The organism is Niastella koreensis GR20-10 (assembly GCF_000246855.1).
GTDB classification, from domain to species: domain Bacteria; phylum Bacteroidota; class Bacteroidia; order Chitinophagales; family Chitinophagaceae; genus Niastella; species Niastella koreensis.
Window position 1 is genome coordinate 74,808 of record NC_016609.1, and the last position, 21,017, is coordinate 95,824.

Annotated in this window: 16 protein-coding genes; 12 read left to right on the forward strand and 4 right to left on the reverse strand. The window is 45.5% G+C overall.

Annotated elements, in window-relative coordinates; all coding sequences use genetic code 11:
- Window positions 1-4: 4 nt before the first annotated feature.
- A complete protein-coding gene (locus NIAKO_RS00330; RefSeq protein ID WP_014216385.1) occupies window positions 5-1,489 on the forward strand; it encodes an FGGY family carbohydrate kinase in 1,485 nt (494 codons plus the stop codon).
- Window positions 1,490-1,570: 81 nt separating this feature from the next.
- On the opposite strand, the gene NIAKO_RS00335 is transcribed toward NIAKO_RS00330, so the two are convergent.
- Complete coding sequence (locus tag NIAKO_RS00335) at window positions 1,571-3,463, reverse strand: FG-GAP-like repeat-containing protein (RefSeq protein WP_014216386.1); 1,893 nt, start codon at window positions 3,461-3,463, stop codon at window positions 1,571-1,573.
- Between the two features lie 501 nt (window positions 3,464-3,964).
- Complete coding sequence (locus tag NIAKO_RS36265) at window positions 3,965-4,627, reverse strand: (4Fe-4S)-binding protein (protein ID WP_014216387.1); 663 nt, start codon at window positions 4,625-4,627, stop codon at window positions 3,965-3,967.
- Window positions 4,628-4,801: 174 nt separating this feature from the next.
- On the opposite strand from NIAKO_RS36265, the gene NIAKO_RS00345 reads away from it, so the two are divergent.
- On the forward strand, window positions 4,802-6,442 hold the full coding sequence (locus NIAKO_RS00345; RefSeq protein ID WP_014216388.1) for a right-handed parallel beta-helix repeat-containing protein: 1,641 nt from the start codon (window positions 4,802-4,804) through the stop codon (window positions 6,440-6,442).
- Window positions 6,443-6,544: 102 nt separating this feature from the next.
- On the forward strand, window positions 6,545-7,384 hold the full coding sequence (locus NIAKO_RS00350; protein WP_014216389.1) for an ankyrin repeat domain-containing protein: 840 nt from the start codon (window positions 6,545-6,547) through the stop codon (window positions 7,382-7,384).
- 161 nt (window positions 7,385-7,545) lie between these two features.
- On the opposite strand, the gene NIAKO_RS00355 is transcribed toward NIAKO_RS00350, so the two are convergent.
- Complete coding sequence (locus NIAKO_RS00355) at window positions 7,546-8,415, reverse strand: right-handed parallel beta-helix repeat-containing protein (RefSeq protein WP_014216390.1); 870 nt, start codon at window positions 8,413-8,415, stop codon at window positions 7,546-7,548.
- A 325-nt stretch (window positions 8,416-8,740) separates the two neighbouring features.
- Window positions 8,741-9,277 carry a DinB family protein gene (locus NIAKO_RS00360; RefSeq protein ID WP_014216391.1) on the reverse strand — a complete coding sequence of 179 codons (537 nt, stop codon included), beginning with the start codon at window positions 9,275-9,277 and terminating at the stop codon, window positions 8,741-8,743.
- A gap of 168 nt (window positions 9,278-9,445) precedes the next feature.
- Between NIAKO_RS00360 and NIAKO_RS00365 the strand changes: the two genes are divergently transcribed.
- From NIAKO_RS00365 to NIAKO_RS00405, 9 genes are all read left to right on the forward strand, one after another.
- Entirely contained in the window at window positions 9,446-10,177 is a 732-nt protein-coding gene (locus NIAKO_RS00365) for a hypothetical protein (protein WP_014216392.1), read from the forward strand.
- Between the two features lie 387 nt (window positions 10,178-10,564).
- Window positions 10,565-11,701: a mannose-1-phosphate guanylyltransferase gene (locus NIAKO_RS00370; RefSeq protein ID WP_014216393.1), complete on the forward strand. Its 1,137-nt coding sequence runs from the start codon at window positions 10,565-10,567 to the stop codon at window positions 11,699-11,701.
- A 232-nt stretch (window positions 11,702-11,933) separates the two neighbouring features.
- A complete protein-coding gene (locus NIAKO_RS00375; protein WP_014216394.1) occupies window positions 11,934-12,752 on the forward strand; it encodes a polysaccharide biosynthesis/export family protein in 819 nt (272 codons plus the stop codon).
- A 10-nt stretch (window positions 12,753-12,762) separates the two neighbouring features.
- Window positions 12,763-15,162 (forward strand): GumC family protein, encoded by a 2,400-nt coding sequence (locus NIAKO_RS00380; RefSeq protein ID WP_014216395.1) that lies wholly within the window; start codon window positions 12,763-12,765, stop codon window positions 15,160-15,162.
- A gap of 171 nt (window positions 15,163-15,333) precedes the next feature.
- Entirely contained in the window at window positions 15,334-15,882 is a 549-nt protein-coding gene (locus NIAKO_RS00385; protein ID WP_014216396.1) for a UpxY family transcription antiterminator, read from the forward strand.
- A 27-nt stretch (window positions 15,883-15,909) separates the two neighbouring features.
- A complete protein-coding gene (gmd, locus tag NIAKO_RS00390; RefSeq protein WP_014216397.1) occupies window positions 15,910-17,007 on the forward strand; it encodes a GDP-mannose 4,6-dehydratase in 1,098 nt (365 codons plus the stop codon).
- A gap of 18 nt (window positions 17,008-17,025) precedes the next feature.
- Window positions 17,026-18,351: an O-antigen ligase family protein gene (locus tag NIAKO_RS00395; RefSeq protein ID WP_014216398.1), complete on the forward strand. Its 1,326-nt coding sequence runs from the start codon at window positions 17,026-17,028 to the stop codon at window positions 18,349-18,351.
- Complete coding sequence (locus NIAKO_RS00400; protein ID WP_014216399.1) at window positions 18,311-19,780, forward strand: lipopolysaccharide biosynthesis protein; 1,470 nt, start codon at window positions 18,311-18,313, stop codon at window positions 19,778-19,780. Before NIAKO_RS00395 ends, NIAKO_RS00400 begins: the two co-directional genes overlap by 41 nt.
- Complete coding sequence (locus NIAKO_RS00405) at window positions 19,777-20,946, forward strand: glycosyltransferase family 4 protein (protein WP_014216400.1); 1,170 nt, start codon at window positions 19,777-19,779, stop codon at window positions 20,944-20,946. Before NIAKO_RS00400 ends, NIAKO_RS00405 begins: the two co-directional genes overlap by 4 nt.
- Window positions 20,947-21,017: the final 71 nt, after the last annotated feature.

A 21,017-nucleotide genomic window follows, 5' to 3' on the forward strand; every position in this document is an offset into this window, starting at 1 on the left:
GAACATGAGCAAACAACAGTATGTATTAGCTATTGACCAGGGAACCAGCAGTACCAAAACCATTATTTTTAATGAGCAGGGGAAAGTGGTGGCGCGTGGTCAGGAGCCTTTGCAAACGAATTATGGCGCCAATGGTTTTGTGGAGCAGGACCCCGAGGGTATTGTACAAAACGTGCTGGCATCGGTAAAACATTGCCTGGAAAATTTTGCCAGTCAGCAGTTGGATGTGTGGGCCATCAAAGCCATCGGCATCAGCAACCAGCGCGAAACATTTGTTGTATGGGATAAGAGCGGCAAACCATTGTATAACGCCGTGGTATGGCAATGTAAGCGGTCGGTAGAAATTTGTGAGCGGTTAAAACCATTGCCCATTGCCGATGATATCCGCACAAAAACCGGTTTACTGGTTGATCCCTATTTCTCGGGCACCAAACTGGTTTGGTTGTATGAAAATGTAGCCGAAGTAAAACAGGCCATCGATAAAGGGGAAGCTTATTTTGGCACCATCGATACCTGGTTGTTGTATAAATTCACGAACGGACAAAGCTATTACACCGATCATACAAACGCCTCCCGCACGTTGTTTTTCAACATCGCCACCCTCGATTGGGATGCCGATCTGTTGAAAGCATTCAACCTGCAAACCCTCAACCTGCCGCGTTGTGTGCCTGCTTCCTTTATGTTTGGTGAAACCAACCTGCTGGGCGTGCTGGAGAATGTCATTCCCATCACCGGGATGATCGGCGATTCACACGCAGCTGCCTTTGGCCAGGCCTGTCTTGAACCCGGTTCGGCCAAAGCCACGCTGGGCACAGGTTGTTCGGTAATGATGAACATCGGCGATAAACCCAAAGCCTCTTCTACCGGCATGGTGACCACCATTTGCTGGAGCACCGGGCAACAGGTTTGTTATGCGCTGGAAGGCGTGATCGTTACCTGCGGCGCTACCATTGAATGGTTGAAGAACGAATGGGAATTGTTTAACGACAGCCGCGATACTGAAGCCATGGCTATGGCCATCGAAGATAACCAGGGCGTATACCTGATACCTGCGTTCAGCGGTTTGGGCGCTCCCTATTGGGAAATGAACCGCAAGGCCAGCATTCATGGCCTCACCTTTGCCACTACCAAAAATCATTTGGTGCGTGCTGCCCTGGAAACTATTCCCTACCAGATAAAAGACGTTATTGGCGCCATGGAAACCGATGCCGGCTTATTATTAAACCAGTTAATGGTTGATGGCGGTATTACCGGTAATCGTTTTGTAGTACAGTTCCTGGCCAACCAGCTAAACCGTAAGGTTGTTATCAGCGGTTTTCCTGAAGTCTCCGCCCTGGGCGCGGCATATATGGCGGGGTTGAAAGCAGGGGTGTATACAGGGTTGCAGCAATTACAGCAGTTGAAGGTTATTAAAGATACATTGGTTCCTGCAGATGTGGAGAGGAATAAAGTGTGGTATCAAGGTTGGAAAAAAGCTATTGGTTCTTAGGGGAAGACCTGTCAGGTGGACAGCGTTAGCTTGAATTTTCAGCGTGCTGAAGTCCACCTGACAGGTCTCTCCCTCTCCCTTTTATTTAGCAAAGTAGTTCCTCAACTCACCGCTATTCTCCCCATAATTCCAACGCACCTGATCCGCCTTCCCATCCCCATTCACATCATTGAAATAGAAGTACGTGTTCTCGCTTTGAGAAGTGCCGCGTAAGGTATAAACAGGGCCGTTAAAGGCGCCGGATTCGGAATAATATACTTTCAGATAGCCGTAATAGTTACCCGGGTTCCAGTATACCTTATCGGCAAAGCCATCACCGTTTATATCGGCAAAATAGAAGCGGGTGTTTGATAAACCGCTGGTAGCAGAATTGCTGAAGGAGGAATTCGCCGTAAAGGTGCCATCGCCATCAGCAATGTATACCATTGTTTTGCCAGCGTTCAGATCAGGATGCCAGTAAATTTCATCCGCTTTGCCATCGCCATTCACATCGGCATACCAGAATTGTGTACCGGCAGTAGTGCTGGCGCCCTCAGCGCCTGATACAACGGTACCGCTAAAGCTGCCACCGGAAGTAGCTAAGTAAACGCGGGTATGGCCATTATCGAAAGTAGCATTCCAGTAAATTTTATCGGCCTTGCCATCGCCATTCACATCAGCGAAATTGTAAATAGTAGTGGTGCCGGCGCTGGTGCCTTCGGGATTGTCAATGGCTGTGGCGCTGAAGTTGCCGCCGCCTGTTGCCAGGTAAACGAGGGTATGACCGGAGTTGAGCGTGGGGTTCCAGCGAACCTCATCTGCTTTGCCATCGCCATCGATATCTGCATAATAATAGCGGGTAGTAGAAGATGTGGAAGCACCCGCAGCATGGGTAATAGCGGTTGAGGCAAAGGTACCATCGCCATTGGAAAGGAACACTCTTGGTTTGCCGCTGTCAAATGTATAGTTCCAGTAAATTTTGTCGGCATCGCCGTCGCCATCAACGTCAGCAAAGAAATAATCGGTGGCCGAACTGGCGCTGATGCCATTGGCATCGGTATGGGCGCCACCAAAGATACCGGGTACATAGGAAGCCATTACCGGCCAGTGGTCGGATGGCCAGAGCGTTTGTCCGTTTACGGTAAAGCTTTTGGTGATTACGCTGGAGCTGGTGAAGGCCATGTTGCGGGTGCTGAGCAGCCAGTCGATCTTATGGTCGCCGGTGGCATCCCAGCCATGGAAGGTAGGATCGCCGCTGCTATCGAACAAGGCATCAACCATGTTGAGGCCGCTGGCATCTTTAATAATACCTATTTCGGCAGTGCCGGGTTGGGCGTTAAAGTCGCCAATACAAATAACCGGCAGGTTGGCGGTGTTATTGTTATTGATGTTCAGTAATACCGTATCGGCATCGAGCTGACGTTCTGCAGAGCTTACAGTTGTCCAGTGGCTGTTCACCACAAAGTAGCTGTTGGCCGTGTTGAGCTTGTCCTGCAGCACCACCCATTTGCCGCTGCGGAATTCTGATGTTTGCATTGTGAAATTGCCCGCGCTGGTACGGGTAAACCGGCTGTTCTTATAATAGATCGTTTTGGGTGAACCGTTAGCGGGACCGGTTTTGTAATAACCATAACCGGCTGCTGTTAGTTGGGTATTGAACCAGGTCTCGATGCTGTCAACCGCAATTTCCTGCAGGCCCAGGACATCTATATCGTTATCGAGGATGATCTGCAGACAATAGTCCTTACGAACATACTGCGAGAACGGATCAGTGGGATCGTCGTTTCTGACGTTAAACGACATCACCTTGATGGGGTCCATGCCGGAAAGGGTAGCCGAGGCCACCGCTGCCCGGGCATTGGGTTTGGAGGAAACGGCGGCGGGTTGGTTGGCCTGCGTTTCAAACCGGGCCTTTTTACAGGCTGCAAAGCCAATGACAAGCATAAGAAGCCCGGCCAGGATCATGCCCGGCTGACTTAAATAATCTTTTTTCATCTTGACAAAGTTTTAGTTGGTAGTTGTTTGTGTTTGATTTATGGAAATGATTAATCCATTATTGGTTGACAATAATTAAAATATAGGGGAATGAATAAAAACGGGCGGTTCGAACCTGGTGTGTTTCCGGCTATAATTAAAGAGAACGTGCAGCACTTGTGAAACAAAAATAACTGTAATTAAAGTTAAGTAAACTGCTGGTAAGTATAAATTTAATTAAATTAAAGTTATGGACATGAAAATATAAAGATTAATTAATAGAGTTGCCAGACGGCAGACATAGAAGGCAGTAGGCTCCCGATAGCTTTCGGGATTCAGTGGGGAAGGCAAAGGGCAAAGGGTAAAAGGCAAAGGGCAAAGGGCAAAAGGCAAAGGCCTCATCGCGGCAATGAAGAACTCAAAACTGAGAACTCAAAACTGAGAACTCTGAACTCTGAACTCTGAACTCTGAACTGAGAACTGGAAACCGGTATCTGGTAACCGGTTCCAGTTGCAGGTTTATTAAGAAGGAGTATTTTCAGTAGTATCATCATTCTTAAACCAACTCAACGCGCCGGTAGGGCATTTATCTACCTGCGCTTTTATTGTTTCGGAATCGGCGCCGGTGATGGTGACCCAGGGTTTTGTTTTCAGGTTGAACACCTTGGGTAATTGGGTTACGCAGCGGCCGGAGTGTTTGCAGAGCTCGGGTTTCCAAACCACGGTAATATCGCCGTTGGTGTATTTGATCTTCTTATCAACATCCTCATCGTGATACACATAGCTGCGCACTTTGATGTTCCCTTCCAATATTTTCGAAACGGGGCATTGCGCCGCAATTTCCAGCAGCCTGTTCTTTTGCTCTGGATCGGTTCCTTCGGGTAGCACTACATCGCGGTCGAGGTAAGTGGTCAGGATGTCGTTTTCCTTTGTCTGCCACATGTTCACATTCACTTTAATTACCGGAATGTCCCAGCCTTTTCTATCGATATACATGCGCAGGGTCACCAGGGTACAACTGGCCAGTGATGACAATAATAGGGTATAAGGATCGGGGCCGGTGTCCTGGCCGCCTTGTTTTTCCGGTTCATCGGCAATGAACTGGCCATTGCGCCACTCAATAACATGCTGGTATTTGGTGGTGCCGATGGTGCCCTGAACCGGTTTTTGCAATTTATATTCCATTTGATAGCTTTTAATTTTCCCAGTAATCAATTGCTGCAAAGTCGTTATTTTTTGCAAATAACGCATTAAGAAATTGTAAGTATCTATCCCACTTAAATGTTTATAAGGATGGCGCAGGATGGTTGCGCAAGCTGAATTGGGTAATTTAAGCGATACCAAACGATTGAACCATCTATGAAAAAATTGTATGCTGCAGCGGCGCTCTGCCTGCTGCTGACCGGGTTTGCCACACCCGCTTTTAGTAAGATCTATTATGTTGCCACCAATGGCAACGATACCAATGCCGGCGCCATCGGTACTCCCTTCCTCACTATTCAACGGGCACAAACTTCCGCCGCAGCAGGCGATACGGTGTACATACGGGGAGGTACCTACGTAATGACCACCGCACAGATTGCCCAGTATTCCGGCATCTGGGCCTATGTTACCCTGCTTAATAAAAGCGGCACCAGCAACAACCGTATCAAATACTGGAACTATCCCAACGAAAAGCCGGTGTTTAATTATTCGGGCATCAATCCCGCGGGTTTTCGCATCAATGCCTTTGAGGTGACCGGTTCGTGGATCCATATCAGGGGGATTGAAGTGGTGGGCGTACAGGTAAATATTACCACGCATACCCAGAGTGAGTGCTTTGAGAACACGGGCAGCAATAACATTTATGAACAACTGAGTATGCACGATGGGAAGGCTATTGGGTTTTATTTAACCAAAGGAGGAAACAACCTGATCCTGAATTGCGATGCCTATAACAACTGGGACAATGTTTCTGAAAACAAGCTGGGCGGCAATACAGACGGATTTGGCTGTCACCCCAACAACGACCTGGTAGGGTACACCAATAATGTGTTCAGGGGCTGCCGGGCCTGGTTTAACAGTGACGATGGCTTTGATTTAATCAACGCTTTTGAAGCGGTGACCATCGAAAACTGCTGGAGCTTTTACAATGGGTATTCTACTTCCTTTGCCAGTTTGGGGGATGGGAATGGCTTTAAAGGAGGCGGTTTTGGCGTTACCGATTTCAGTAACCTGCCGGCTACTATTCCCCGTCACAATATTCGTTTTTGTTTAGCCGTGCGGAACAAATCAGCGGGTTTTTATGCCAATCACCACCTGGGCGGCAACAACTGGTATAATAACTCGGCGTATTTGAATGCCGTAAATTACAATATGCTGAACCGGAGCGCCGATCATACGACTGATGTTCCGGGTTATGATCATAACCTGAAGAACAACCTGGGCTGGGGCGCCCGCAGTTCCGAGGTGAGCAACCTGGATAATGCTGCCAGCGATGTGAGTTTTAATTATTTTACGTTACCGGTAACCGTGAACAGTTCAGATTTTCTGAGTACAGATCAAAGTCTGCTTACGGCAGCCCGCCAGGCAGATGGCAGTTTGCCTGCCGATAATTTTATGCGGCTGGTCACCGGAAGTGATTGTATCAATAAAGGCACTAATATCGGTTTTGCATATAATGGTTCGGCGCCCGACCTGGGATGTTTTGAATCATCGGTAACAACAGCCACTACCTTATCGGAAGTTATAACATCCCATGAAGTAGTTACGAAATTATCTGTTTTTCCCAATCCGGTAGGGGAGACTTTTACTGCCAGGTATCTGCTCACCAAACCGGTTAAGGTGAACCTGGGTTTGTATGATGCAACCGGTTCATTGGTGGCGGTACTGCTGGAGCAAAAACAGGAAGCCGGTACCTACACTTTACCCATTGAGAAAAACTATTTAAAAACAGCAGGCGTTTATTTTCTTAAGCTGCGCATGGGTGATAAAACGGAAACGGTAACGTTGTTGAGGTAGTTTGCAGGTGCATTCCAATCAAATAAATTGCCTGTTTCAAATATGTTATAATTTTAATATAGATTGCGTGTTTTTAAAAGATTTTGTAGCTTAGAACACTTCATGAAAAAGGCATTATTATTACCTGTATTGGTTTGCATGCTGCTTTTAGGCAGTTGCGCCAGGTTCGATAACGATCTGTTTGACTCCATCAACAAGAATGATATTGGCAGTGTAGACCATATGCTGAGAATGGGCAAGGTTGATGTGAATAAGAAAGATGCGGAAGGCCGCACCCCTTTATTGGTGGCCGCCGCCCTGGGCGAAAAAGACATGGTGCATTTGCTGATAACCAATGGCGCACATGTGGAAGACAAAGACAAATCCGGTGAAACGGCTCTGTCTATTGCTGCTATGAAAGGGCACACCGAAGCCGCTCATGTGCTGGTGGAAAATAAGGCAAACGTAAATACCGTAAACAAGGATGAGGTTACCCCGCTGATGTATGCCGCCAACCATGGCTTTCATGACATTGTTTCGCTGTTATTAAACAACGATGCGAAGGTTAATATAGAAAGCAGGGAAAAACTAACCCCGCTTGTATATGCCTGTAACAATAATCATAAAGAGATTGCCAGCCTGCTGATAACGCATGATGCCGATGTGAATTTCCTGATGCATGATAGTGAAACCATCTTAATGACGCTTGCAGCGAAAGGCTATGCAGACCTGGCCCGGTTGTTAATTGATAATGGTGCGCAGGTAAATACGCAAACCACTTATAAAGCCACCGCATTAATGGCTGCCTGCCGTAACCGCCATCCCGAGGTAGTAAAAGTATTGCTGGCTGCCAATGCCGATCCAAACATCAAGGATGAAAATGGAGAGACCGCGTTGGATCATGCTAAAAGGGCAGGAGACCAGGAGAGTGTGGCGTTGTTGCAAAAGGCCCTTCTGCGCTAAAGCTACGGCGGGCGAAGCAGAGAGATGAAAAAGAGGGAAGAAATATTGAATATTTAATTGCCGATTTCCAACAGGCACCAGAATAAAGCAAAAGCATCCCGATGCATCGGGATGCTTTTGCTTTATAATACTTATCACTCCCCCTTTAGGGGGCCGGGGGTTTAATAAATTCTCGTCATCAATCCGGAACCATTTCCCGAGCCACCACTTCCAGTGATAGTTATATGGCCGGTATTGCCATTGCCATCGTAGCCCCAGGCTTTGTTGTTGGTAGCTGTGCAATTGGTAACGGTATGGGGTACGCTTTGTCCGGCGCTGCCCAGTTTGAAACCATTGCCATCGCCATCGGTGCCATAGCCATTGTTAGAGGCAGTGCAACCGGTAATGGTAACGGTGGAAGGTTGGCCGTACAGGTCCCAGCCATCATCGGAGTTGTGGTTGCTTACGCAGCTTTGGAACTTGTTGTTGGCGCCGCCTGATAATTTACAGGCAAAGCCATCGGCATTTTCACCACCATTGGCTGGATCGTAGTTCTCATTCGATTTGCAGGAAAGAATGTAGTCGTCGTGAGCACTGTTATACACCTGCAAACCGGTGTCGTGATTACCGGTAGTGGTAACATTATTACAGTAGTTGTTACCGCCAGTCTGGAATACCAGGCCGGCATCGGGCGCATTCTTGATCACCATATTGGTGATGTTCCAGTAGCTGCCATTGCATTTTACACCCCAGCTGCCGCTTGGCTGGCCGGAGCAATCGAGGGTGCCTCCTGTAAAGTTGATCTTGGAGCTGGAGGTGCCGCTGTTGAGCAATTGCAGGGTAGATGTTAGCTTAATAGTACCGCTAACCGTAATAATATCACCGGCTTTCGCATTGGCGATGGCTGTTTTTAAAGCCGATTCGGTTGTAACGGTAGTGCTTGTTTCAGCAGAGGCGGAGCGGTCTGATGGATCTGATGGCAGTTCGTGGTTTTTTGCGCAACCGGCAAAAAGGATAACTAGCGCCGCCAGGGCGCTGAGATTTTTTTTCATACTTTAAGGCAAGTTTAATCGTTAAAAAAAATGTTCGCTGCTAAATTTAAAGCTTGTACCTAGTTGTTAGCGTTAGCTTTTAACATTAATTTGTGCAAACGATACCGGTAACGATTGCAGCTGCTTTAATAATAGTAAAAACCACATTTGTAAACAACTGCAAGCCTCAGGCTGCAAGCAATATACCTCTGCGCGGCATGAAAGGCAGAAGGCAGAGAACAATGGCCAACAGGCAATAAGCAATAGGCAAAGGTTGCCGGCTGTGCAACATCGCTTATAGGATTTAAAGCTCGCGAGCCATTGACAATTGTCTATTGCTAATTGATCAGAACTCCTTCCCATCTATATTATATAAATTATAATCAGTCATAGGCGCATCGGTGTAGCCCAGGTTTCTGCCTATGGTTATTACCTGGCCCCGGTGATAGGTGCTGTGGTTGGCCACCTGTACGATGTATTCAAAATTCCTGAAGTCGCAGCTGAACCAGGGGCTTTCAATAAAGGTCCTTTCCTGTACGGTTTCATCGGTCATGGTACTGATGTGGGTAGCCAGTTCACCGGATGTTTTCAACAGGACGTCAAATACATCCTGCAGGGTGCCGGTGAATTCGCTGTAGGGCTGCTGGTCCTGCTTTTTGATTATGGAGAGCCAGTAACGTTCTGTTTGCCAGATGTGCAGCAGCGTCAGCTTTATACTGGGAAAGCTGCTGGCCACTTCCTGTTCCAGTTCGGCGGCGGGTTTGCTTTTCAGCCATCTTACCAGGGTGGTGTTGGCCCACAGGTTATAATTCGCATAGTTCTTCATTAAATAGGCTATTGCTGTGTCTGTTGGGGTGGCCGGGGCCATGTATTGGGTTGTCATAATTGTATTTTTTATTGGTACAAAGTAAAACAGGGGTAGTGACAACGGTATGTCAGGAGGGGGAAGAAATACTGCCTACTGCCTTTGTTTGCCGTTTGCCAGGCGCCGGAACTTCCCGTTTTTATATTTAAGAAATGTATATTATCTTGTCAGCTAATCATTATATCTATGAAATCCATTAGTTTAATCCTGGTTGCCCTCGTGTCTTTTATGGTACAGGGTTATGGTCAGGCTGCCGCTGGGCAGGAGTATGGGGAAGACATCAGATCCTGGTTGAAGCTGGGTGAACACAAGGTTGACCTTATGGCTGTAAAGCAATCGCTCACCCCCCGGCAGGTTGAGCTGAGTAACAAGGTGATGAAGGCCATGCAAAGAAACGCAGCCTGGGTGCGCGACTCCCTTCCAAATGTTACCGATTCTTCAGTTATCTACGCAAAGTTTGGCTTATCAAAAGCGGAATTTGATGAATACCTCCTTTCCGGCGAAAAAAAGAGTACGCCCGAGCTGGTAAAAACCGGGGAAGAAACCCTGACAATTACCCGCAAGAAAAATAGCCTCGTTTTTACCGGTACAGGCAAGTTGAAAGTACTTGACTCATTACGGTTCAATACGGCGCTGAACGAACCACTGTACAACAGCAAGGAGCTGGAGTTGAGTAATAAAGCAGGTGTTGATAATAGTGACAATCCTTTTAAAAGCCCCTGGAACGGCTACCATTTTTCCTACGAGCATTATGGCGATGTAATGGACAATGATCCCAAAAACTTGACCGCACAAACCATTACGTTTGATGTGGGCCAGATCAAAGACAGCGGCAATACCATTGTTATGTTCATGCTCATGAATTTTGAGAACGGCAAGATGGTGCAAAACTCAACCGTTATTTGTATGTTTAAATAGCGGGGTAACAGTAATATAACATTCTACAATAATATTGGGTATATTTTTCCAAACCCCAATCTTTTTGATCATTTCAGTCAAAAGGATTGGGGTTTGAGTATTTTATTACACATAACCACGGTCAGTTTTTGTTAATAACCTCATTATATTGTAATAAACTATATATTAAGATTGAGGCTTATCATTTGCATAATGGTGTGGGGTTCCATGCATAACCTTTTGGAGATTGACCACTAAATTCTTTTGAGTGATAGAACATGAGTTGCTTCGATTGGGGGATATTTAGTTTTTCCATTTCAACTATTAACGATTTGCTACTAACATTTCACAAACTGTTTTCGTGTTTGTTAGGGCAACTTTTATTGCTTAAACAAAATAAGAACGTGTATGCAACGATCGACTTATGTGGTAATTATGGCTGGTGGTATAGGCTCCCGTTTTTGGCCGGTAAGCAGAACAGATTATCCCAAACAATTTCTTGATATCCTGGGTACCGGAGAAACACTGATCCAGCAAACATTCCGCCGGTTTGAGCGGCTGGCGCCACTGGAAAATATTTATGTAGTTACTTCCACAGATTATACCGGTATTGTAGAGAAGCAATTACCGCTGATGCCTAAGGAAAATATCTTAAGTGAGCCCGACAGAAAAAATACGGCTCCCTGTATAGCGTACGCTTCCTTTAAAATATTGCAAAGAGACGCCAACGCTTCAATTATCGTAGCGCCGGCCGATCACCTGATCCTCGATCAGCAGGAGTTTGAAGCTGTTTGTACAAAAGGATTGGATTTTGTTGAAACACATGAAGCACTCCTAACTATTGGAATTAAGCCATCTTACCCAAATACTGGGTATGGATATATACAGTTCAACAAAGAGGCAGGTAAAGATGGGGTTCACCGGGTAATTACGTTCACTGAGAAACCGGATGCGCAACGCGCGGCAAATTTTGTAAGTAGTGGGGAATACCTGTGGAACTCAGGCATTTTTGTGTGGAAGGCCAGATCAATTATAAATGCAATTGAAAAATATCTCGGCGATCTGTATCAGCTATTTAAAGAAAAACAAAACTGGCTTGGAACAAGTTTTGAGAAGTTAATGATCGCTGATATCTATGCAGTGTGCGAAAATGTGTCGATCGATGTTGCTGTAATGGAAAAGGCAAACAACGTATACATCATCCCGGCATCGTTCAGATGGAGTGATTTGGGCACCTGGAACAGTGCATGGGAAAACATGGGTAAAGATGTACGTAATAACGCGGTGGCCGGCAATAGTGTACTGACAATAGATACTACCCAATGTGTGGTACATGCGTCGAACGAAAAACTGGTAGTGTTACAGGGCCTGCATAATTATATAGTAGTTGATACAAAGGATGCGCTGTTGATATGCCAGAAAGAAAAAGAGCAGGATATAAAGCAATACGTGAATGAGGTAAAGAAGTTGAAAGGAGAACGCTACTTATATTCTGTTAAGAACAATATAAAACCGGCACCCGCAGGAGTTGAACAGATTTCTTAAGTAGAATGGTTTGAGTGCTGAAAATCATAAAAAAACAATAGTTATCCACAGGTTGCACATAAAAATAATATGCTATTCGCTGATAATGTGCAAGCTTTTTGATAAACATACCTGACCTTAACGAAACCACCTTAGGCTTGCCATTAAAAAACTCCCTGCCTCTGGCGCCTGATTGTATGGGGATTTTCCCCAGGTAGCTGAAATGCTTAACAAGCAAAATTAAATAACATATATGGGTTATAGGAATATAACGCAGCCATTCACGTGGCGTGCACTACACAGTTTTTGGCTTTTATTAATCATCCTGGTGAGTGCTTCGTGCACCAATACCAGGAAGGCCACTTATTTCTCTGGCCAGCAAACGGGTACATTTCAACCCCCCGCCATGCCCAAACCAATAATACAAAACAACGACCTGTTAAGTATAACAGTAAGCAGTTTGAACCCTGAAGCATCCGCAGTATTCAATACACCGGGAGGGGCTAATAATACTAATAGTAGTAATGCTCAGCCAACTGCTACCACTACAACGGCAACCGGATACTTGGTGGATGGAGAAGGCAATATTCAATTTCCTTTTTTAGGAACTGTTAAAGCGGTTGGGATGACAAAAGAGGAGTTGAAAGATAAACTTACCAAATCGCTGGTTGATAAAAAGCTGTTGGTGGACCCCATTATCACAGTTCGCTTCCTAAACTTTAAAGTTACCGTACTCGGTGAAGTAGCGCATCCTACGGTGGTAACAGTTCCCAGTGAAAGTATCACGCTGCTGGAAGCACTGGGGCTGGCAGGTGATTTGACTATTTATGCGCAACGAGACAATGTATTGGTGATCCGGGATGAAGATGGTAAAAAAGTTACCCATCGTTTAAACCTTAATAATACAGAATTATTTTCTTCCCCATACTATTACCTGAAGTCGAATGACGTGGTGTATGTGGAACCAAATAAAGCAAAGGTGGCCAGCACCAGCCGTTCGCAAATGTGGATCCCAATCATATTAAGTGCCTTATCGTTAGGAGTAATAGTAGTAGATCGCGTAACAAGATAAAAAATATTATATGCAAGTGACACACAAAAACGGACTCGAGATGGAGAGCAAGGAAACCAGCGCTGCCCAGCTGTGGAACCGTTATGTTTCGTACTGGCCCTGGTTTGTCTTTCTGTTGTTACTGGCAGTTGGCGGGGCTTGCCTGTATATGCGGTATGCTATTCCAAAGTATGAATCCACCGCCCGGTTGTTAATTAAAGATGAAAAGAAAGGAGTAGAAGATTCAAAAGGGTTGGAATCACTCAACCTGATCTCTACCAAAAAGATCCTGGAAAATGAAATTGAGGTGTTATCGAGCCGCACCCTGGTAAAGGAAGTGGTAAACGATTTACAACTGTATGCGCCCGTATTTGAAGAAAGAAAGATCAATTCCTGGCTGGAATCAAACACAGCCTGGCTTACAAAAAAAGGCGTGGCGCCCGGCGGACTGCCCGCCTATACAACTTCACCGATAATTGTGAAGCTAAAAAGTCCGGACAGCCTGCGGGAAGTAAAGAAAGTACCATTTGTGTATGACAGGGCCCAACAGAAAGTAGTGTTGGGTACAGAAGGGTATGCCTTGAATGAATGGGTGGAAACCCCGTATGGTACGCTGCAATTTGTACGCAATCCCCGGTTGGAAGATTCGACCTATTCACCAAACGGACAATTCTATTTTTCTTTACAACAACCCAAAAAAGCAATAGCAGATATTCAGAACCGGTTAGTAATTGCATCGGCCAGTAAATTATCGTCCATTCTCAACCTCACTATTCGCGATGAAGTGCCCGAACGCGGGGAAGACATCCTGAATTCATTGCTCACGGCCTATAATGTGGCCATGCTGAAAGATAAAAACACCCTGGCTTCCAATACGCTTAAGTTTGTGGAAGACAGGTTGAACCACGTATCACGTGATCTGAGTGGCATTGAAAAAAAGATTGAAAGTTATAAATCATCAGAACAGGCAGTAGATGTAAGCGAGCAGGGTAAACTGTTCCTGGAAAATGTAAGCGCCAACGACCAGAAGTTAAGTGAGATAGATATGAAACTGGCCGCGCTTGACCAGGTAGAGCATTATGTAAAGGCAAAAGATGACAACAGCAGCATAGCACCTTCTACCTTAGGGGTAACTGACCCGGTGTTGTCGAGCCTGTTGGATAAATTATATGAAAAGGAGCTGGAATACGAAAAGAAGAAATCAACTACCGGTGAAGGTAACCCATTACTGACTTCAGTAGCTGACCAGATCAACCGGATAAAACCCGGTATCCTGGAGAATATTCAAAACCAGCGGAGAAATCTGCAAGCCAGCAAAACGAACCTGGCCAGCACCAACAATTCCTATACTTCGGTATTGCAAACCATTCCTAAAAAGGAACGTGACCTGATAGAAATAAGCCGTCAGCAAAATACCATGCAAAGCATTTATGCTTTCCTGTTGCAGAAGAAGGAAGAAACAGCGCTTTCCTATGCAGCCAATGTATCTGACAGCCGCGTGGTTGACCACGCTTCTACCACAGTGGCGCCGGTTAGTCCCAAAATGCCGATCGTGTTTGCGATTGCGATCGTAGTTGCCATGGCATTCTTTGTAATATGGGTTACCCTGAAAGAATTGTTCACCAGGAAGATCATGTATCGCCAGGATATTGAACGCCTGACCAGCCATCCGGTAATAGCAGAGATCTCAAAAAGCAAGGAAAAGAATCCGATCGTGATAGGATCAAACAACCGCACGTTTGTGGCTGAGCAGTTCCGGAAATTGCGGGTGGCGCTCAATTACCTGGGTATAAATACCACGCATAAAAAAGTACTGGTTACTTCCGGTATTTCGGGCGAAGGGAAAAGCTTTATAGCTACCAACCTGGCGCTGAGTATGGCCCTGACCGGTAAAAAGGTGGTGTTGCTGGAAATGGACCTGCACAGTCCGGCCATTAGTGAGAACGTGGGAATTGACAGAGAAGTGGGCATGTCGAGCTATTTGCTGGGTACCCGCGAACCGGAAGAGATCATCAAACGCACGGAATTAAATGATAATTTATTCTTTATTCCTGCCGGACCGTTGTCGGGCAATCCAACCGAATTATTAATGAGCAACAAGCTGCCCGAGCTGCTGAATTACCTGGAGGCTATCTTTGACTATATCATCATCGATTCGGCGCCGGTTGCCCCGGTAACAGATGCATACATCATTTCGCCTTTATGCGACGCCACCTTATATGTTATCAGGCACCGGCATACGCCAAAAGTGCTGGTTGAACAGATAGACAAGAACAGTAAAGTAAATATCCTGAAAAATATGGCCATTGTGTTCAATGGCATTCGTCCCCGCGGCTTTGGTAAACACCACTATGGCTACGGCTATGGTTATGGTGACGGCTATGTATACAAAGAGAACAGAAGCAAAAAGAAATCATTTAAGCCAATATAGAATCGACCGACCTCCGGGTGAGCCATTCAGCAAATGGCGGATGGCTCACCTTACTTCTACAGCGATAGTATAACAGATTGATAATTAGTTGCCAGTTACGAAGCCCTGTAACTGAGTTGGGCGGAGCCCGTTTTAAACTCTAAACTCAAAACTCAAAATCAAACAAAGCATATGGAAGCGAATAAGAAATGGTATGCCGTTTATACCCGGCCACGGTGGGAAAAGAAGGTAGCTGATCTGCTGGTAAAAAAGCACATAGAGAGTTATTGTCCTTTGAACAAAATAGTTCGTCAATGGGCTGATAGAAAAAAATTAGTGCTGGAGCCTTTGTTTACCTCCTATGTTTTTGTGCACACTACTCCGCAGGAGCACCTGGCCATAAAACAAACAGATGGCATTCTCAATTTTGTTTACTGGCTGGGACAACCGGCTGTTATCCGTGATGAAGAAATAGACGCAGTAAAACAATTCCTGGATGAATACCACAACGTACAACTGGAAAAAATAAATGTAAACATGCACGACCGTGTGCGTATTTCCAGCGGTCCGTTAATGGCGCAGGAAGGCGATGTGATAGAAGTAAGAAGCAAAACAGTGAAAGTACAGTTGCCTACGTTGGGTTATGCGCTTACAGCGGAAGTAGAAAAGAGCAACGTGGAAGTCATACACCTGACGCCCTCGTACAGCAACAACTATTTTTATAATGCACTTTTTAGATAATCAAAAAACAAGACCTTAATAAATAACATGAAAACAGCGCTCATCACCGGTGTTAATGGTCAGGACGGTGCGTACCTGGCGGAATTATTATTGGAAAAAGGTTATATGGTCCATGGCGTAAAAAGGCGTTCATCGCTGATCAATACCCATCGGATAGATCACCTGTACCAGGACCCGCACGAAAAGGAAGTACGCTTTCGCCTGCATTATGGCGATATGACCGATAGCACCAACCTTATTCGCATTATCCAGGAAACACAACCTGATGAAATTTATAACCTGGCGGCCATGAGCCATGTAAAGGTGAGCTTTGATACGCCTGAATATACCGCCAATGCCGATGGTATTGGTACCCTGCGGTTACTGGAAGCCTTAAGAATTCTGGGATTGGAAAAAAAGACCCGCATTTACCAGGCTTCTACTTCTGAGTTGTACGGGCTGGTGCAGGAAGTGCCGCAGAAAGAAACAACGCCCTTCTACCCACGCAGTCCCTATGCCGTAGCTAAATTATACGCCTACTGGATTACGGTAAACTATCGTGAAGCATATGGCATGTATGCCTGCAATGGGATTTTATTCAACCATGAAAGCCCCTTGCGCGGTGAAACTTTTGTGACCCGTAAAATTACCCGGGCAGTAGCAGCCATTGGGCTGGGCCTGCAGGATTGCCTGTACCTGGGTAACCTGAATGCACAACGCGACTGGGGCCATGCAAAGGATTATGTGGAAGCCATGTGGCGCATTTTACAACAGGACCAACCCGAAGATTTTGTAATTGCCACCGGTATAACCACACCTGTGCGCGAGTTTGTAAGAATGGCCTTTGCCGAGTTGGGTATTATGATAGCCTTTACCGGGGAAGGCGTGAACGAAAAAGGGGTAGTGGTAGCCTGCACCAATGACGCTTATCAATTGGGAATTGGCAAAACAGTAGTATCTGTAGATCCTGAATACTTCCGCCCTACAGAAGTGGAACTGTTGATCGGCGATGCTACCAAAGCAAAAACAAAGTTGGGTTGGGAACCCAAATACGACCTGCAAATGCTGGTGAAGGAAATGGTAGCCAATGATGTGCTGGAATTTGAGCAGGCAGGCAAAGTACAATTTGAACATTTGATCAGTTGATCGCAACAACTCTAACATATGAAATCACTAGGGGTGGTTTTAACCGCCGCCGCAATACTGGTATTTGTAGTTTTGGTACTGCTCAGCAAGCAGCCCCGCAGAACATATCTGTTGTATATGTTGTACGTGATGCCGCTGATAGATTTCAAGGTTACGCCCTGGCAATTTGGAAGCTTAACCCTGTTTGATGCATTTTCCTATGTAATGCTGTTTTGGCGGTACAAGGATTTCTTAAGCATTTATAAACCGAACAGGTTTTACTTTGGCGGTTTTTGTACGTTGATCTTCCTGCTGCTGCTCGGCAGCCTTACTTCTTCGTTCATCACCAATTCCCTGCTGTCACTTTTATCTGTGTTCCCGGTATTCATTTACGCCCGCCTGTTGATGGTGGAGTGTATGCAGGATAACCAGTTCATGAATAAAATGATAAAAGTATTACAGTTTGCCTGTTTGTTTTCCATGGCGTTCCTGGCAGTGCAGCTGGTGGTGGGGCTCAACTTCAGGCTGTATTCAGAACTGAACCAGAATACCCAGGATGTAAATGGTATTCGCTACCCCAGTTATTTCCACGATTCACAGAAGTACGGACAATTTCTGGCCATGCTCAGCTTTTTGTTCCTGTTGAACAAAAAGAATGTAAAAAGGCCGGCACTAATAAACCTGTTGCTGTTTTTATTGGTAGCAGTAGCTATGTTCTTAACCGGTGGCCGCTCAGCCTTTCTGGGGCTGAGCGCCGGCGTGTTATTCCTGTTGGTGTTTGCCGGTATGCAATTTAAAAAGTACATCATTGCAGGTTGTTTGGCCGGTGGGGTGCTGATAGCCATTTTCTCTCACTCGCTGGTGGTATTTAACCGGGATGATGACATCAATAATTCACTCGATTTCAGGGCCAGCATCTGGAAGGAAGCCTTTGAGATCTACAAAGCGCATCCCTATTTAGGAATTGGTGTGGGCAACTACCAGGATTATGTTTCATTGTACGCGCAGGACCAATACCTGGTGCTGGAAGATGAGATCATTTTTCTTGACCAGCCAGAGAACGGCTATTTAAAAATACTTACCGAATATGGCGGTCCGGCCTTTTTAGTGGCATTCGTGCTTATAATTGGTAGTGCGGCAGGCGGTATGCGGGCCATGGTGAAAAAGCAAACGGATGCCCGGGTATTGTTATTTATAGCCCCTATAATAAGCTGGCTGGTGTCGTTTGTGTCGTTGTATTCCATCACCGACCGCAGGAACCTGATTGTGTTGATCTGCCTGTGTTCATTCCTGATCTATTTATCTAATCGTTCAAAAATTGTTGATGATAAACAAACTGAAGAAGTTAACGGGCAGCCTGTTTAAGTCGCGGTTAATAAAAAACAGCTTCTGGGGTATTGCGGCCAACGGCGTGCAAAGCGTGCTGTTGAGCCTGTTTTTTGTGATCATAGCGCGTAAGTACACTACCAATGAGTTTGCATATTTTTTAATAGCCAATACTATTTATCAGTTCCTGGCAGCCATCTCCACTATGGGGCTGGGTCAGTGGTTTACGCGGGAACTGGTTGATATCACCGATAAACAGGCACTGGTTAGCCGGTTTGTGAAAATACAATTATACAGCGGGGTTTTCTTTTATGTGTTGAGTATAGCTGTAGCTTTTCTGCTGTACAGCGAACCGGTGCTACAATACCTGATTGTTTTGCTGGGAGTAAATATCATTTTCGATAATATCATCTATGCCATCAAGTCGTTGAACATTGCCGAGTTCAACCAGAACAAAACATTTATTATTCTCATCATCGATACCGTGCTCCGGTTTGCGATCGGTTGTTTGCTGTTTCTTTTCCCGATGAGCATTATGATGCTATGCGTGTTGCTGATAGGCGTCCGGTTTATAACCCTGAACTTTTTCCTGGCTTTTGGTTCTTCAAAGGCCATCAGCCTGAAATCGTTGTTCAGGTACCCGCTGGCGCGGAGTGAGGTGAAGAAGATCGTATTCGCCAACTGGCCCTTTATCATTATTGGCAGTGTATCTATTGCTTACTGGCGCATTTCAAACATCATTATTTCAAAGACACTTACACTGGCCGATGTGGCTAATTTCGAGATCTCGTTCCGGGTGTTTGCCATAGCGCAGATCCTGCCGCTGATCGTTTCCATGTCGGTTTTCCCGGCGCTGGTTCAGCATTTTAAAACCGGTACCAAACAGGACTTTGGCAATTATTACAAGAAAGTATTTAACTACTACTTATTGTTTGGCCTGTTTGCCTACACCTTTATGTATTCATTTGCCGATATGTTAATTCCCTGGGCATTTGGTCATACGTACAGTGGTACCGGGGCGTTCACCAAAGAAATGTTCCTGACCATCCTGATCTTTCCTACTGCCTTGTTACAGGCGAATGTACTGGTGGCCATGAACATGGAACGGTCCGATATGTGGTTTAATGTAATTAGTCTGGTGCTGAATATAGTTTTCTGTTTTACCGGCTTCCTGTTTGCAAAAAACCTTACTACAGTAAACCTGGCCATCTTTTTCTCCTTCCTGATCTTTCATATTTGCCAGGATGCGTTGTTGCTGCGCAAGGGCATGGTCACGATGGGGCATGTACTCAAATTCTATTTGCTCACCGGCGCGCTGGCGGGTTTATATGTATTGTTATCAATGAAATTTCCACCAGTGGTATTATTTGCAGGATACTGGCTGCTGCTGGGACTGGCTTTTATAAAATTGCCTGTTGCCAGTTTTCAACTCTCCCCTAATACAAAACCAGAAAATAGTTTACCATGACAGTTGTGTATTACATGCAGGTTTCATTTTTGGATGTTTCCATTGAATTGATCAATGTGTTGAAGAAGCATGTACAGTTACATGTGTTGATTGAATTAACGCCTCATGGCAAGAACCTGACTATTCTGGAGATTGAAAAATTCCCGCAGGGAAAAACCCTGGTTACACCGGAAGAAATACTTACCAAACGTTGCTACGAAAACCTGAAACCATATTTTACCGGTGTGGCCAGCGTGCATTTTGTGATGCATAACCACAGAACAGGTTTCTCATACAGCACCTTACAGGCTTCGTTCGATACCTGGAAGTACATCCGGCAGTTTAAACCCGATATTCTTCATTTTGAAACATTCGGTTTGCGTACCGTGGGGCTATTGTTCTATTTGAAAGCATTCAAGAATGTATGCATCACCATTCACGATCCGGTGCCGCATACCGGGGAAGACAGCTGGAAGGTAACGCTGCCCCGCACGTTATGGTTCAGCCTGCCGGTTAAAAAGAAATATTTGTTCTACTCTCAATTTGCCCGGCAACAATTTGAGCAACATTATAAAAAAGAAAAGCACGAAAAAACGGTGCTGCAAATGAGCCCCTATGGGTATTTGAAAAGTATGGTGAAGCCTGAAGAGGAAGTGCAGAAGAAGCACATTCTTTTTTTTGGCCGCTTATCGCCTTACAAAGGAATTGATGACCTGTTAAACGCCATGCCGGCAGTGTTTAAGGAATTCCCCAACGAACAATTGGTGATCGCAGGTAAAGCAGTGCATGGCTTCGACATCGATGAGGAAATAATAAACAAATACCGGGACAACATTACGGTGCTTGATAAACACGTACCCAACGAAGAGCTGGCGGTACTGATACAGGAAGCAAAATTTATTATTTGTCCGTATAAAGACGCCACACAAAGCGGGGTACTGATGACCGCCTTTGGTTTAAATACCCCGGTAATTGCCACCAGTGTTGGTTCGTTCCCCGAATTTATCAGGGAAGACATGAACGGATTACTGGTTCCGCCCAGTGATCCCCAAAAACTGGCTGAAGGTATATGCTTTGCATTACGTAACGACCATTACAAACAACTGGCAGAGAATATTAAAAGTACTACGGTGGAGGATATGTGGAGCAGGAATACGGAGATACTGTTAGATGCGTATGCGTCTTAGTTGACGGGTTTACGAGTTAACACGTTAGAAGTAAGTGGAATTAAGAAGGTTGTTGATAAGGTTGATAGGGC